The sequence below is a fragment of the uncultured Rhodococcus sp. genome (assembly GCF_963525155.1).
GTDB lineage: Bacteria > Actinomycetota > Actinomycetes > Mycobacteriales > Mycobacteriaceae > Rhodococcus_F > Rhodococcus_F qingshengii.
This window is the reverse complement of record NZ_CAURKP010000005.1, coordinates 1-13,719: the sequence shown is the minus strand read 5'-3', so window position 1 is coordinate 13,719 and position 13,719 is coordinate 1. Positions and strand designations below refer to the sequence as shown.

At 63.2% G+C, this 13,719-nt stretch carries 15 protein-coding genes; 8 read left to right on the top strand and 7 right to left on the bottom strand.

Going from position 1 to position 13,719, the window contains the following annotated elements; all coding sequences use genetic code 11:
* The first annotated feature begins 52 nt into the window (after positions 1-52).
* From RWT78_RS02135 to RWT78_RS02120, 4 genes are read left to right on the top strand one after another with little or no spacing between them, the layout of a single operon-like run.
* Positions 53-991: an ABC transporter substrate-binding protein gene (locus RWT78_RS02135; protein WP_003945094.1), complete on the top strand. Its 939-nt coding sequence runs from the start codon at positions 53-55 to the stop codon at positions 989-991.
* 4 nt (positions 992-995) lie between these two features.
* Entirely contained in the window at positions 996-2,141 is a 1,146-nt protein-coding gene (locus RWT78_RS02130) for an ABC transporter ATP-binding protein (RefSeq protein WP_003945084.1), read from the top strand.
* A gap of 4 nt (positions 2,142-2,145) precedes the next feature.
* Positions 2,146-2,829: an ABC transporter permease gene (locus RWT78_RS02125; RefSeq protein ID WP_007736121.1), complete on the top strand. Its 684-nt coding sequence runs from the start codon at positions 2,146-2,148 to the stop codon at positions 2,827-2,829.
* Positions 2,826-3,515, top strand: coding sequence for an ABC transporter permease (locus RWT78_RS02120; protein ID WP_003945081.1), 690 nt, complete (start codon positions 2,826-2,828; stop codon positions 3,513-3,515). Before RWT78_RS02125 ends, RWT78_RS02120 begins: the two co-directional genes overlap by 4 nt.
* Positions 3,516-3,588: 73 nt before the next feature.
* On the opposite strand, the gene RWT78_RS02115 is transcribed toward RWT78_RS02120, so the two are convergent.
* The 4 genes from RWT78_RS02115 to RWT78_RS02100 form a co-directional block, all read right to left on the bottom strand.
* Positions 3,589-4,782, bottom strand: a complete 1,194-nt coding sequence (locus RWT78_RS02115; protein ID WP_003945072.1) for an NADP-dependent malic enzyme — start codon at positions 4,780-4,782, stop codon at positions 3,589-3,591.
* 406 nt (positions 4,783-5,188) lie between these two features.
* A complete protein-coding gene (locus RWT78_RS02110; RefSeq protein ID WP_314673486.1) occupies positions 5,189-5,575 on the bottom strand; it encodes a hypothetical protein in 387 nt (128 codons plus the stop codon).
* A 3-nt stretch (positions 5,576-5,578) separates the two neighbouring features.
* A complete protein-coding gene (locus RWT78_RS02105) occupies positions 5,579-6,193 on the bottom strand; it encodes a MarC family protein (RefSeq protein ID WP_164490628.1) in 615 nt (204 codons plus the stop codon).
* On the bottom strand, positions 6,190-7,044 hold the full coding sequence (locus tag RWT78_RS02100) for a PHP domain-containing protein (protein ID WP_314673485.1): 855 nt from the start codon (positions 7,042-7,044) through the stop codon (positions 6,190-6,192). Before RWT78_RS02100 ends, RWT78_RS02105 begins: the two co-directional genes overlap by 4 nt.
* Positions 7,045-7,213: 169 nt before the next feature.
* Between RWT78_RS02100 and RWT78_RS02095 the strand changes: the two genes are divergently transcribed.
* Both RWT78_RS02095 and RWT78_RS02090 read left to right on the top strand, forming a co-directional pair.
* Complete coding sequence (locus RWT78_RS02095) at positions 7,214-8,284, top strand: magnesium and cobalt transport protein CorA (RefSeq protein WP_003945070.1); 1,071 nt, start codon at positions 7,214-7,216, stop codon at positions 8,282-8,284.
* Between the two features lie 134 nt (positions 8,285-8,418).
* Positions 8,419-8,865: an SRPBCC family protein gene (locus RWT78_RS02090; protein WP_314673484.1), complete on the top strand. Its 447-nt coding sequence runs from the start codon at positions 8,419-8,421 to the stop codon at positions 8,863-8,865.
* 25 nt (positions 8,866-8,890) lie between these two features.
* On the opposite strand, the gene RWT78_RS02085 is transcribed toward RWT78_RS02090, so the two are convergent.
* The gene (locus RWT78_RS02085) at positions 8,891-9,475 is read right to left on the bottom strand and encodes a suppressor of fused domain protein (RefSeq protein ID WP_219466400.1); all 585 of its coding nucleotides are present in this window, start codon (positions 9,473-9,475) and stop codon (positions 8,891-8,893) included.
* A gap of 71 nt (positions 9,476-9,546) precedes the next feature.
* On the opposite strand from RWT78_RS02085, the gene RWT78_RS02080 reads away from it, so the two are divergent.
* Both RWT78_RS02080 and RWT78_RS02075 read left to right on the top strand, forming a co-directional pair.
* Positions 9,547-10,245, top strand: a complete 699-nt coding sequence (locus RWT78_RS02080; RefSeq protein ID WP_219466398.1) for a metallophosphoesterase — start codon at positions 9,547-9,549, stop codon at positions 10,243-10,245.
* Positions 10,235-11,098: a hypothetical protein gene (locus tag RWT78_RS02075; protein WP_003945080.1), complete on the top strand. Its 864-nt coding sequence runs from the start codon at positions 10,235-10,237 to the stop codon at positions 11,096-11,098. The genes RWT78_RS02080 and RWT78_RS02075 overlap by 11 nt, the downstream gene beginning before the upstream one ends.
* Here the strand turns inward: RWT78_RS02075 and RWT78_RS02070 are convergent.
* Both RWT78_RS02070 and RWT78_RS02065 read right to left on the bottom strand, forming a co-directional pair.
* The gene (locus RWT78_RS02070) at positions 11,091-12,197 is read right to left on the bottom strand and encodes a winged helix DNA-binding domain-containing protein (RefSeq protein ID WP_219466395.1); all 1,107 of its coding nucleotides are present in this window, start codon (positions 12,195-12,197) and stop codon (positions 11,091-11,093) included. The two genes, RWT78_RS02075 and RWT78_RS02070, sit on opposite strands and share 8 nt — an antisense overlap.
* 10 nt (positions 12,198-12,207) lie before the next feature.
* Positions 12,208-13,473, bottom strand: coding sequence for an ATP-binding protein (locus tag RWT78_RS02065; RefSeq protein WP_314673483.1), 1,266 nt, complete (start codon positions 13,471-13,473; stop codon positions 12,208-12,210).
* Between the last annotated feature and the right edge of the window lie 246 nt (positions 13,474-13,719).

The window sequence follows — 13,719 nt, the reverse complement described above, 5'->3', positions numbered from 1 at the left end:
ATGGTTTCCGACGCCCGAAACACGGGACGCCCGAAAAACCGGAAGGACGCTCATGCGCACCTCACGATTTCGTTCCAACCGTTGGCTCGTAGCCGCGGCAACCGTTGTCTCTCTGACTGCACTGACAGCGTGCGGTAGCAGTGACGGTGACTCCAACAGCGATCCCAACGCGATCGTCGTCGGCTCCGCCAACTTCACCGAATCCGAGACGATCGCCAACATCTACGCCGAAGCACTGCGTGTCAACGGGTTCGATGTGTCCACGTCGTTCAACGTCGGCAGCCGCGAGGCGTACATTCCGGCACTCAAGGACGGGTCCATCAGTGTCATTCCGGATTACACGGGAAATCTCCTGCAGTACTTGGATCCCGACAGCACGGCCACCAGCTCCGCTGACGTCCTCGCTGCTCTTCCCGCAGCTCTCGGGTCGGAATTGGCAATTGCGACGCCTGCATCCGCCGAGGACAAGGACGCCGTCGTCGTCACGAAGGAAACCGCTGACAAGTGGAACCTGAAGACGATCGCCGATCTGGCTCCGCATTCCGCCGAGGTCAAGTTCGGTGCTCCGGCCGAGTTCCAGGAACGTCCAGCCGGATTGCCCGGTTTGAAGTCCAATTACGGCCTCGACATCTCGGCAGCCAACTTCGTTCCGATCGCCGACGGCGGTGGACCGGCAACCGTGAAGGCTCTCTCCTCCGGTGACATCACCGCGGCAAACATCTTCACGACGTCGGCCTCCATCCCGGAGAACAACTTCGTGGTTCTCGAAGACCCGAAGAACAATTTCCCGGCTCAGAACGTGGTGCCGGTGCTGCGCGCGTCGAAGTCTTCCGACAAGTTGAAGACAGTCCTCGATGCGGTGTCCGCCAAGCTCACCACCGAAGAGTTGTTGGCACTCAACGTCCAGGTGTCCGGCGACACCAAGACGGAGCCGGCAGCGGCGGCCAAGGCGTGGGTGACGGCGCAGGGCCTCGACAAGCCGGTCTCGTAGTCACGTGATCACCTTCGAGGGCGTCACCAAGCAGTATCCGGACGGCACCACCGCCGTCGACCGTCTCGATCTCACCATCGAGGCCGAGTCGTTCACGGTGTTCGTGGGGCCGTCCGGGTGCGGCAAGACGACGTCGATGCGCATGATCAACCGGATGATCACACCGACGTCGGGCAAGATCTTCGTCGACGGTCGTGACATCGCCCAGACCGACGCGGTGAAGCTGCGTCTCGGCATCGGGTACGTCATCCAGAACGCCGGCTTGCTTCCGCATCGCACCGTGATCGACAACGTCGCAACAGTTCCGGTACTGCGCGGTGAGTCCCGCCGCGCAGCGCGCAAAGCCGCGTTGGGGGTACTCGAACGCGTCGGTCTGGACATCTCCCTTGCCACCCGCTATCCCGGGCAACTCTCGGGTGGGCAGCAACAACGTGTGGGAGTTGCGCGTGCATTGGCTGCCGATCCGCCGATCCTGTTGATGGACGAGCCCTTCAGCGCCGTCGACCCGGTGGTGCGTGAGGATCTGCAGACCGAAATGCTCCGTCTTCAAAGCGAACTGAAGAAGACGATCGTCTTTGTCACCCACGACATCGACGAGGCAGTCAAACTCGGTGATCACATTGCCGTCTTCGGTCCCGGCGGGCGGCTTCAGCAGGTTGCGGCACCTCGCGACGTGTTGGCCGCACCGGCAACGGATTTTGTCGCCGGATTCGTCGGACGCGATCGCGGCTATCGGGGATTGTCGTTCCGCGCTGCCGACGAGGTTCCGTTGCACCCTGTACGCACGGCCGTCGAGAACGAATTGAAGGCTCTGCGTCTCGAATTGGGCGAATGGGTTCTCGTGGTCACGGACAACGGAACTCCGCAGGGATGGATCGACGTGACCGGCGTCGAAGGCCTGCGCTCGGGACGAACCCTTGCTCAGTCGACGTCTGCCGGTGGTTCGCTGTTCTCCCCCGGCGGCGATCTCCGCCAAGCACTCGATGCGGCAATCTCGTCGCCTTCCGGTATCGGCGTTGCCGTCGACGGCGAGGGCGCGGTCATCGGCGGGATCCTCGGTTCCGAAGTCGTGGCGAAATTGGCAGATCAGCGTCGACGCGAGGACGAGGAACGCAACCGCGTCGCCTTCACCGAGGGATTCGGGTCGTAGCGGCATGCGCTGGCTCATCGACAATTTCTCGACGGTCGTGGACTACTCGAAGACCCATCTGTATCTGGCACTGCTTCCTTTGCTGATCGGTCTCCTGATTGCCGTTCCGGTCGGAACAGCGATCCGCAACGTCAGATGGCTGCGCCGAATCACGTTGACCCTGGCGAGCATTGCGTTCACGATTCCGTCGCTCGCGCTGTTCGTCACCATCCCCCAGTTGTTCGGACTCAAGACCCTTGATCCTCTCAACGTCGTGATCGCACTCAGCGTGTATGCGACGGCACTGCTCATCCGGGCAGTACCCGAAGCACTCGACTCGGTGCCGGACAACGTCATCGACGCCTCCACCGCCGTCGGTTTCACACCACTACGACGCGCTCTGACGGTCGAGTTGCCATTGGCGCTGCCGGTGATGATCGCGAACATCAGAGTTATTGCCGTTACCAATATTTCGCTGGTGTCAGTCGGATCTCTGATCGGAATCGGCGGGCTTGGAGTCCTGTTCAAACAAGGCTACGACCGCGACTATCCCGACCAGATCGTTGCGGGCATCATCGCGATCGTCGTGCTGGCACTGGCGCTCGATCTGATCCTGTATCTGATCGGCCGATTCCTGACCCCGTGGACCAGAACGTCGACCTCGTCGAAGGTTCCCGCCGTCCTGTCGGCCGAGGGGGAACCCGTATGAGCATCTTCACCGGAGCTTGGGACTTCATCGTCGATCCCGGCAATTGGAGCGGCGACACCGGAATCGGCACCCGCATCCTCCAGCACCTCTGGTACAGCGTTCTGGCCGTGGCACTTTCGGCCGTGATCGCGGTGCCCATCGGGTTACTCATCGGCCATCTGCGTCGCGGTGAGATCGTGGTCGTCAGTCTGGTCAACGCACTGCGGTCACTGCCCACTCTCGGCCTGCTGACCTTCCTCGTTCTTCTCATGGGCCTGGGAGTGATGCCACCGATTCTCGCCCTCGTCATCCTCGGCATTCCCCCACTCCTCGCCGGCACGTACGCCGGAATCGCCAGCGTCGACCGTGGCGTCGTCGAGGCCGCGCGGGCGATGGGTATGACCGAACTCCAAGTGCTCTTCCGCGTCGAGATACCCAACGCGCTGCCATTGATTCTCGGCGGACTGCGTAACGCGACACTGCAGGTGATTGCCACGGCAACGGTCGCCGCCTACGTCAACCTCGGCGGCCTCGGCCGGTACATCTTCGACGGTCTCGCACTCTACAAGTACGACCGAGTCGTCGTCGGCGCAATCCTGGTCGCGGTTGTGGCTCTCGTCGTGGACGGCTTACTGGCGCTGGTGGTCTGGGCATCGGTTCCCGGCACCGGCAGGCTGCGCCGAACACCCGACCTCACTCGTCTGTAGCTCTCGGTACACACGAAAAAGCCCCGATCGGAACCTTGTGTGCGGGTTCCGATCGGGGCTTTCGTAGTCCCTCTTAGCTGGTCACGCCCTCAGCATGCGCTGCGGCCGCGACGGCTTCCGCTACTGCGGGTGCCACGCGAGGGTCGAGTGGGCTGGGGACGATTTTGTCCGCCGCCAACTCGTCGCCGACCACCGACAGGATTGCCTCGGCGGCAGCGAGCTTCATACCTTCGGTGATGCGACGGGCGCCGGCGTCGAGCGCGCCCTTGAACACACCGGGGAAGGCAAGAACATTGTTGATCTGGTTCGGGAAATCACTGCGACCCGTAGCCACGATCGCCGCGTACTTCGACGCGGTTTCGGGGTGAATCTCCGGGTCCGGGTTGGAGAGTGCGAACACGATCGACTCGGGAGCCATCGAAGCGATGAGCTCCTCGGGGATCTTGCCCGCCGAGACACCGAGGAACACGTCAGCACCTTCGAGAGCCTCGATGGCACCACCATGCAGGTCACGGGGATTGGTGCGGGCCGCGAGTTCTGCCTTCACGTCGTTGAGGTCGCTGCGCTCACCCGAGATGATGCCCTTCGAGTCCAGCACGATGACGTCGCTGATTCCGGCGGCGAGCAGGATGTTCGCGCAGGCAACACCCGCAGCGCCGGCGCCGGAGATGACGACCTTGAGTGTGGTGATGTCGCGGCTCTGGACCTTCACGGCGCCCTTGAGTGCCGCGAGGACCACGATGGCGGTTCCGTGCTGATCGTCGTGCATGACGGGGCAGTCGAGAGCTTCGATGACGCGCTTCTCGATCTCGAAGCAACGCGGCGCCGAGATGTCCTCGAGGTTGACCGCGCCGAAGCTCGGGCGCAGACGGATGAGCGTCTCGACGATCTCGTCGGGATCCTTGGTGTCGAGAACCAGCGGAATGGAGTTCAGTCCGGCGAAGTTCTTGAACAGTGCCGACTTGCCCTCCATGACGGGCAGCGACGCGCGGGGGCCGATGTCGCCGAGTCCGAGAACCGCGGTGCCGTCGCTGACCACGACGACGAGTCGGTTGGTCCACGTGTATCGATCGGCGAGGGTTTCGTCTGCAGCGATGGCGCGGCTCACCTGAGCAACACCCGGCGTGTAGGCGATCGAGAGGGCCCGCTGCGTATCGAGCGGCGCGGTGGTCTCGACCGAGAGCTTGCCACCGACGTGAGCGGCAAAGATTTCTTCGTCGGTCAACTCGACCTTGGGTACGTTGATGGCTTCAGTCACGAGGGACACGATGACACTCCTGATTAGTCCAGCCTCAAGCGGGGCTGGGTTACTGGGAAGTAATCCTTCGGACCGCTGCGAAACTACGTTCACAACGGTCAGAGATCATTTCTTCCGCGAACGACTACTGAGAAGAAGAGCATTCGGCGTGCGCGAGAAAGTGGGCCGCAATACATCCGAAGCGTCATGGTGTGGGGCGGGTGAGCCCTGGCGTATCCATGCAATCTAGGTTTCGGGAGAAATTCTGACGAAACCTGCACTTCGGGGCCGGGCTGTGGCGCCGCCTCGAAGTAACTCCAGTTTGCCACCAGAGTCGGATCACAATCAAATCCTCCAAGCGGTCGGATTCCTCACCACACTCGAACCCGAGCCGTCATCCCCACCGTGTCATCCCCACCGCGTCATCCCCACCCAGTCATCCCCACCACTGCGTCACCAACAACAGCCCCGCCACCACGAGCACGACCACCGATCCGGCAACCGCCGCGATACCCCGCCTGCGGTCGCACCAGATCTGCGCGGCGAGAGCAACCACCGAGGCCGCAATGTGCGCGGTGATCGACGTTGTTCCCGGACCCGGGAATCCGCGGTTGCCGCCCAGATATGCCGAACCGATGATCACGAGTGTCAAGACCACGATTCCGGCCGCCACGGTGCCGCTCAGGGCACGTAGAGCACGGACCAGCAGCCATTGACGACTGTCGGCGGGATAGTCGTCTTCGTACTGATAGTCCTGATAATCCTGGTACTGGTATTCGTCCTCGTACCTGTCGTTCCGGTCGTACCTGTCGTCGTATGTCATCTCTTACGCTCCCGCGACGAATCCGCGGACTGATTCCGCAATGAGTTGAACCGCGATGGCGGCGAGCAGAAGACCGGCGATGCGTGCCAGCAGACTGATGCCACCCTCGCCCAGTATCCGGATCAGTGCGGTCGAGAAGCGCAGGACCACGAACAGCACGAGGTGGATGGACAGAATCGCCAACGCGATGGCCAGATACGACGCCGCTTCACCGTCGGCCTGGGCGACAAAGACGATGACGGCTGCAATCGCACCGGGACCGGCCATCATCGGCGTTCCCAGAGGAACGAGTGCGACGTTGACGTCGTCGGCTCCCTGCGGACGGTTGGAGGCCTTGCCGGTCAGCAGTTCGAGTGCGATGAGAAGCAGGAGTAGTCCGCCGGCACCCTGCAACGCCGGAATGCCGATGTGGAGGTAGTTGAGGATCGCCTGACCGCCGATGGCAAAGACCGAGATGACCGCCAGGGAGACGGCGGGGGCCTGCCATGCCGCTCGATTGCGATCTTCACGGCTTTTACGTCCGACGAGTGACAAGAACACCGGGATGACTCCGGGCGGGTCCATGATCACGAACAGCGTGATGAACACGGTGAGGTAGAGCGTGGTGTCGAGCATCAGCGCCCCAGTACCTCCACGCCGGTGGCAGCCGAGACGAGTTTGTCGAACTCGGCTTCGTCCGTGAGCTCGTCGCCGAGTCCGATCGTCTTGTTCTCGCCGTGGTAGTCAGAGGATCCGGTGACTGCCAAGCCGAGATCGACGGCCAGTCGGCGCAGGACGTCACGATCGTCGCTGCGATGGTCCGGGTGATCGACTTCGAGACCCCCGAGACCCAGCTCGGCCAGATCACGGATGTGGTCGAGCGCAAGCAATCCGCCGCGCGAACGCGCCCGTCCATGCGCAAGGACAGTTACTCCCCCGGCCGCTGCCACCAGTTCGACGGCGTACTCGAGCGGAGTGTCGTACTTGGGAACGTCGTATCGCCCTCGACTGGACAACAGGTCGGAGAAAGCCTCACTGATGCTCGACACCACTCCCGCTCGCATCAGGGCCGCTGCGACGTGCGGGCGTCCGACGGACGGACCGGCGTCGGCGAGGATCTGATCGGGATCGACGGGCAGACCGTCACGCGCCATCATGGTCGTCATCACCCGGATACGTTCGACGCGTTCGGCGCGCAGTCGCTCACGTTCTTTTGCGAATTCGGGGTGCGTCGGATCGAACAGGTACGCAAGCAGATGTACAGCGACCGGCCAACCACGCTCACCTCGACCTTCGCACGACATCTCCATCCCACGAACCAGGCTGACGCCGGCCGGCAAGGCCTGCGCCGCCTCGGCCCAGCCCGAAGTCGTGTCGTGATCGGTGATGGCGACGACGTCGAGTCCGGCGTCGGCTGCGGCGCGCATGAGGGCAGCCGGGGTGTCGGTGCCGTCCGATGCGTTGGAGTGGGCGTGAAGATCTATTCGCACTGTTCCAGTGTGTCAGCAATCGGCAACTTCATCGCGCTCCGGTGGGCGAGCCGGAAGCTGACGTACGATTACGCCGCAGCGGCAGCGCAATTCGATCAGGTGTCGCTGTAGTGCCGTTCCCCTGCCGTTCCACTGCATTACAGACCGAGAAGGAGCGAGCGTGCCAACCATGCCGTCACTGCCGAATTGGTCGAACGGCAAATCGACGCAAGCCGATGCGCCCAAGATCCCCGTTCCGGCTGCCCGCGCGATCGTCGACTGCGCGGTCTACGTGGATGGCGTGCGGTTGCCGGGCAAGTACACGCACCGCGCCGCGTTGGCCGAGGTTCGTAGTCGCGACAACGCGTTCGTCTGGGTGGGCATGCACGCTCCCGACGAAGGTCAGATGCAAGATGTCGCAGCAACTTTCGGACTCCACGAGCTGATGGTCGAGGATGCCGTCCATGCACACGAGCGCCCGAAACTCGAACGCTACGACGACGTCATGTTCCTGGTGCTGCGCACGGTCGTCTACGTGCCGCACGAGTCCGTCGCGACGGCGAGCGAGATCGTCGAAACCGGCGAGATCATGGTGTTCGTCGGCCCCGACTTCGTGGTGACCGTCCGGCACGGGGATCACTCCGAACTGGCAAGCGTGCGCAAGTCACTCGAGCAGAACCCCGAGCGCCTCACCATGGGCCCGTTCGCGGTGTTGCACGCGATCACCGACCACGTCGTAGACAGCTATCTCTCCGTCATCCAACTCGTCGAACAGGACGTCGACAGCATGGAAGAGTTGGTGTTCAACCCGCGGAACACCGTTGCCGTCGAGCACATCTACCTGCTCAAACGTGAAATCGTCGAACTACGACGCTCGGTAACTCCACTCGGATTGCCACTGCTCCAGCTGACCCAGCCCGCGGGCGGCCTCGTCCCGAAGGAGATCCGGCGGTACTTTCGTGACGTCCGCGATCACCACACGATCGTGTCCGAACGGATCTCGGAATACGACGAGGTGTTGAGTTCGCTGGTCGACGCCGCACTCGCGAAGATCGCGGTGCAGCAAAACACCGACATGCGCAAGATCTCCGCGTGGGTCGCGATCGCCGCCGTGCCGACCGGCGTTGCCGGCATCTACGGGATGAACTTCGAGAACATGCCGGAACTCGGTTACAAGTACGGCTACCAGTCCATCCTGTTCCTCATCGCCTCGGTGTGTGTCGGCTTGTTCTTTCTCTTCCGCCGCAACAACTGGCTGTGAACCACTCACGCTGACTCCCTGTACTTGCCACCGTCGCAGGCGGACAATGGATATGGGTACGCATTTTCATTCCGTTCCCGAAATCCATTTTGCGACAAGCAAATTCAGATCCAAGGAGAAGTGGAGGAGCAACCATGCCTACAGTCGAGCAATCCGTGGAGATCGCGTTGCCACCCAAGGACGTCTGGGAGTACATCGCCGTCGCCGAGAACTGGCCCAACTGGGAGAATTCGATGGTCGAGTGCAAACAGATCACCGACGGCCCGATGGGCGTGGGAAGCCGCTGGCACGGTGTCTCGCGAATCCTGGGCAAGCGTCTCGAGTGGACATCCGAATTCACCGAGTACGACCCACCGAGATCGTCGAAATCGACGTCCGTCGAAAGTCCGGTCAGCTTCTCGCAGACCACGACCTGCGAAGAAGTCGGTGACGGCACTCGGGTCACCTACCGACTCGACAGCGAAAGCGGCCGGGGAGGAGTATTCGGCAAGATGGCCGACCCGATCGTCACGAAAGCATTTTCACGGACGGTTCGGGTAAGTCTCGAGAACTTGGCGGACATCCTCGTGCACGCCGAATGATCTGACGGACAAAGCGCCAGCGCGGCTAGAGCGAGGCGGCGGAACGGTGCGGATCGCGGATGTCGATCCCCGCCTCGGTCCACGCTTCCCGCAGTGCCTCTGCGCCGCGCAGACGCACCCAGGCGGCTTCGGTACCGGTGAGGGGGACCACGCCGAGGAAGCGCACCGGATCGAACGGCTCCGGTAGCGTCAGGTCTTCGATCCCGCTGTCACCGAGAAGCACCGCCGTGAACGCGGTGTCCTTCCAGAGCGGCTCGCCCAGGTCCAGTAGCGCGTCTTCGAGCAGCACGACGCCTTCGACGGAGGGTGCTGCGGCCAGCACCGCGAGCGTCCTGGCCACACCCGACGCGATACCCGTTCCTCCGCGCAGGGTGAGCACCAACTCGGCGCGGGGTCCGCGCGTGGGGTCTGCGACCAGTTCGTTGGGGTCGCCCATCGGATGACGCGAGCAACCGAGGGTGATGTAGCGGACCAGGCCGTCGGGTGATTCGAAACGCAGCACGTCCAGCGGTTCGACACCCAGGAACGTCACCGAGGCAGCCGCGGGCTCCGGCCCCTCGATGCTGCTGACGAGATGGGCCCGGACGGAAGATACGACGCTGTCTGACACTCGTCCATCTAAACACCGCGCCCCCGAGGTTCGCAGCGCAGATACCTCGCGCTGGCGGTAGCGTCGTCGAAATGGTCTCCGTTCTTGCTGTCAGCGACGAGACCGTCGAATACCTGTGGAGCAGTCAGGTTCGTTCACTCGGAGTCGACGTGATCCTCGGTGCGGGCGATCTGCCGTTCGCCTATCTGGAGTACCTGTCGGATCAACTGAACGCACCTTGCGTGTTCGTTCCCGGAAACCACGACGTCGATCTGTCCGGATACTCGAACAAGAGATCGGGTTGGATGCGGGCGGGCATGCCCGCGCAGTGGCCAGGGCCCACCGGCGCGGTCAACGCCGACGGACGCATCGTGACCGTCGCCGGTCTGCGGATCGCGGGCCTCGGTGGTTCCATCCGGTACAACACCGGCCCCAATCAGTGGTCCGAGCGCCAGCAGAGTCGACGCGCTCGCTCGCTCACCTGGCGAAACGCTTGGCAATCGAGACTTCCCGGCAGTCGGAGGGGCGTGGATGTGCTGCTCACCCACAGCCCCGCCCGTGGCGTCGGCGACGCCGAGGATCGGCCACATCGAGGGTTCGAATGCTTCACGCCTTTGATTCACAACCTCGATCCGACGGTCATGGTCCACGGACACATCCACCCACACGGGCGAACCCCTCTCGATCTGGAGGTAGGCCGGACTATCGTGCTCAATACCGTCGGCTTCACGCTGATGGAGATTTCCCCAGGTACTCCGCCGACGATCGTGAGGCGCCGACATGGCTCGTGACACCGGATTTCCCACAGCCGACGCGGAGAACGACTTCGCTCGTCAGCGTCGACGTGCCGACGTTGCCCGTCTGGTCAGTTGGCTACGACGCGAACCCGACGACGTCAACGCGATCCTGCCGTTCGACGAGGTTGTCGCAGCTCTGGGCAAGGTCGGCGAGAAGTCTCTGGGGCTGCAGGTCGTCACCATCGAATCAATAGTCGGAAGTGTCGACCGCACAGGTGATTTCGACAGGTACTTCCGTCCGACGTCCACTCACTCGCGCGCTCGTTGGGAGCGACTTGCGGTGGCGCAACGACGCGGCGAATCGGTACCACCTGTTCAGTTGTATCGCGTCGGCTCCATGCATTTCGTGATCGACGGACACCACCGAGTGTCCATTGCGTGTGCGATGCACCAGAAGACAATCGACGCGTACGTCACCGAGATCATCACGCGCATCTCGCCGGAAGGCATCACTCAGCGCGCCGATCTGCTCATCAAGGACCATCGCCGACTCTTCCTCACTCGCGTTCCGCTGCAGGGTTCACAACGCGAAGCTGTCCAGGTCACCGACCCGTGGGAGTACGCCGAACTCAGTGAGTGCGTGGAGGCGTGGGGTTTTCGGCTCATGCAGGAAAAGGGTGAGTTCCTCGGCCGAGACACGGTCGCCCGGCGCTGGTTCGGCGAGGAGTTTCTCCCCGTCGTGCGAATGCTGAGGGGCGCCGACATGTTGCCCGAGCACACCGATGCCGAGGCGTACTTGTGGATCGCCCGGGAGCGGTACCGGTTGGTGCGGCGCCACATGTGGAACGACGAGATCGTGGCCGAACTGCGCGATCGAGCACCCCGAAAGCACAAGCCCGCTACGTAGATGCAGTGAAGCGAACCTCGCGGTTCGGGATCTTCGGGTGCATGAACTTCAGCAACGAACGCGCTTCTTTCTCGATGGACGCGAGGGCGGTCTTCGGTTGCTGCGCAAACAGAGTCGCACCCAACTCGACCGTCTCCTTTGCCGGCGTCACCGTCGCATATCCCACCACCTTCCCGCGCACCAGGATGGCGGGCTTGATGATGCCGTTCACGGTGAAGACGCGAGTTCGGTACTGCTCGTCCATGATTCGAGATCGGTCGGCGTGCGAGAGCAAGATGTTGTCGAACGGTGCAAGGATTCTGACCGGGGGTGTTCCGGAGGTCGGTCGTGGCGCGTCCGGCAGGTCGAACACCTCGGTACCCTTCGCGTTGACAAAGTTGATCAGGCCGGGACGTAGCCTCTCGAAGACTTCGGCGAGTCTGGTCAGACCCGACCACGCCTGGGCGTCCTTCACACTCGCGGGCCCGAAGGCAGCCAGATAGCGCAGCACCATCGCGTCGGGATCTGGAGTTGAACTCACCTCTGCGCCAAGCCAATTCTCCAAGGTCGTCAGTGCCGGTGCTCCGGATCGTCCCCACAGACCTCGCGGTGGAACCTGCACCATCGGCAACAGTCCGCGAACTCCGTGTGCCAACCCTTCTGGCGCGTGGCCGGGAAAACGCTCCGCCAGTAGAGGCCTCATCTGCATTTGGGTAAGCGGCCCGTCTGCTACCAGGTCGCGTCCCGCCTGCGCCAGCGCGTCGAGATCCAACCCGGTGAGCGCCGCACGCTGTGTGCTGTTGGTGTGGAGATCGCGTTCCATGATCGTCTGAACCGTCGCCCGGAAGGGGCCCACATCCGCGGCCGAGAGAGCAAAAACCGTGCCCCGCATGGCAACCAGCCGCACCACCTGGCGCTTCTCCACAAGGGTGGAGAGGTCTTCTGCCGCAAAGTTCTTCAGCCGCGCCCACAGCGCCAGGTAGGGCGGATTCGGCGCCTGGGCCTGCAGACCTGCCAGGTGCTCGATCGCATCCAACGCACTGACCTCGGCCCTCCGCAGCAGGAACTGCCGCGCCAGAGTCGACAGGTTGAGCTCGCGATCGGTGATCAGTGCAGCCATCGACAACTCCTCAGCGCTCGTGGTCGGATTCGGTGACGATCTGGAACGGTATCTCGACTCGCGCGAGGGTTCCGGACTCTTCACCCGGCCCGACCGAGAACGAGCCACCCGCGGCAACCACCCGCAACTCGTGCGAGAGCAGCCCTATGTGGCCGGCGGCCCGTCGTTCGGCAATCCGATCGGCGCTGATCCCCCGGCCGTCGTCCGAGACCACCAGCACCGCACGGTGGTCCAGTCGTGCGAGCTCGATCCGAACATTGTACGCGCCGGCATGTTTGACGACATTGCCAAGGAGCTCTCGGGCGGCGCCGAACAGGACGTCGTCCGCGGACGTGCGCAGATCGTCGTTCCAGCCCGAAGTGTCGACGTCGACCACCACTCCGCCGCGTCCCTGCGCCGAGCGCGCGAGGTCTCCGATTGCACGGGCGAGACCCACGTGCACGAGGACTGTGGGATGCAGCTCCGAAACGGAGGATCTCAACAGCGTGGTCGCTTCACCGAGCGCTTTTCCGGCTCGCGCCAACGCGACAGGCTCCGCACTGTCTGCCAATTCGTCGAGATCCATCCGCGCCGCGAGAACGTACTGGAGCGCCCCGTCGTGCAACTGCTCGGACAATTCCGTGCGCTCTCGCTGCTCCAGCCCCATGAGTTCGGCCAGAAGGCTGGTTCGATGCCCGACGAGTTGTCCGATGGTCAACACGCGTGATCTTTGAATCCGAGTCAATCCGATTGCGCCCGCGCCCACTCCGGCCAAGGCCATGGTGCTCAGCAGGATCGACGGCCACGGCTCGGAGTTCGAAGTCATCGTTGCCCAACTGGAAACGAAGAACACCCCGATCGTGCAGGCAACGACGCCGACACACACGTCCGTCCGCAGTTGCGTACACGCAAGAACCGGAATGACGAAGAGCCCGTTGCTCAAGATGTCGGCGGTCCAACTCTGCTCGGCTGCGAGACCGGTCAGCAATGTCAGAGTTGCGAGCACGGCGAGGTCGACGAACAAGCCGAGCCAGATCATCGTCACCGGGCCGGTGCCGCCCTTGCGGATCCACAGCGCCACGGCTGCCGACCAGAGGGCATAGGCGCCCAGAATCGCGAAACACCATCCCGCGTCGTTCATCGGCGGGACGAAGATCAGTGTCAGGGCGATGAACAGCACCAGAGCGCCGCGCACCGTCAGTTGGAGGTACGCACCGCGGTAGGCGTGTTCGCGCAAGATCCGCTCGAGGTCCGGGCCGCCGGGCAGGTGCTCGGTTCGTACCGAGGATTCGTTCATCTGTCCTCCTGTGCCGCCCATCCCAGTTCCCTGTGAATGAGCTTCGCACACGAGATTTCACAATCAACCCGCAATACCGTGAATGGCACAGCATTCACCGAACCTCGAAACCACGCAGGAGTGCTCATGATCTCGACCCGAGCAAGCAAGCGCCGCATCGCCACTCGATTTGCCGTCGCCGGCGCCCTGGCAGCGGCGCCGATCGCCGTGGTCGCCGGGACAGCGCAAGCCGCCCCGGCCTCCACC

Bases quoted from the DNA above. Each gene is read 5' to 3' on its own strand.
- RWT78_RS02075 (WP_003945080.1), top strand. From the start codon at position 10,235: ATGGCTCGTGACACCGGATTTCCCACAGCCGACGCGGAGAACGACTTC.
- RWT78_RS02120 (WP_003945081.1), top strand. From the start codon at position 2,826: ATGAGCATCTTCACCGGAGCTTGGGACTTCATCGTCGATCCCGGCAAT.
- RWT78_RS02110 (WP_314673486.1), bottom strand. From the start codon at position 5,575: ATGACATACGACGACAGGTACGACCGGAACGACAGGTACGAGGACGAA.
- RWT78_RS02080 (WP_219466398.1), top strand. From the start codon at position 9,547: ATGGTCTCCGTTCTTGCTGTCAGCGACGAGACCGTCGAATACCTGTGG.
- RWT78_RS02070 (WP_219466395.1), bottom strand. From the start codon at position 12,197: ATGGCTGCACTGATCACCGATCGCGAGCTCAACCTGTCGACTCTGGCG.
- RWT78_RS02065 (WP_314673483.1), bottom strand. From the start codon at position 13,473: ATGAACGAATCCTCGGTACGAACCGAGCACCTGCCCGGCGGCCCGGAC.
- RWT78_RS02135 (WP_003945094.1), top strand. From the start codon at position 53: ATGCGCACCTCACGATTTCGTTCCAACCGTTGGCTCGTAGCCGCGGCA.
- RWT78_RS02095 (WP_003945070.1), top strand. From the start codon at position 7,214: ATGCCGTCACTGCCGAATTGGTCGAACGGCAAATCGACGCAAGCCGAT.
- RWT78_RS02090 (WP_314673484.1), top strand. From the start codon at position 8,419: ATGCCTACAGTCGAGCAATCCGTGGAGATCGCGTTGCCACCCAAGGAC.
- RWT78_RS02125 (WP_007736121.1), top strand. From the start codon at position 2,146: ATGCGCTGGCTCATCGACAATTTCTCGACGGTCGTGGACTACTCGAAG.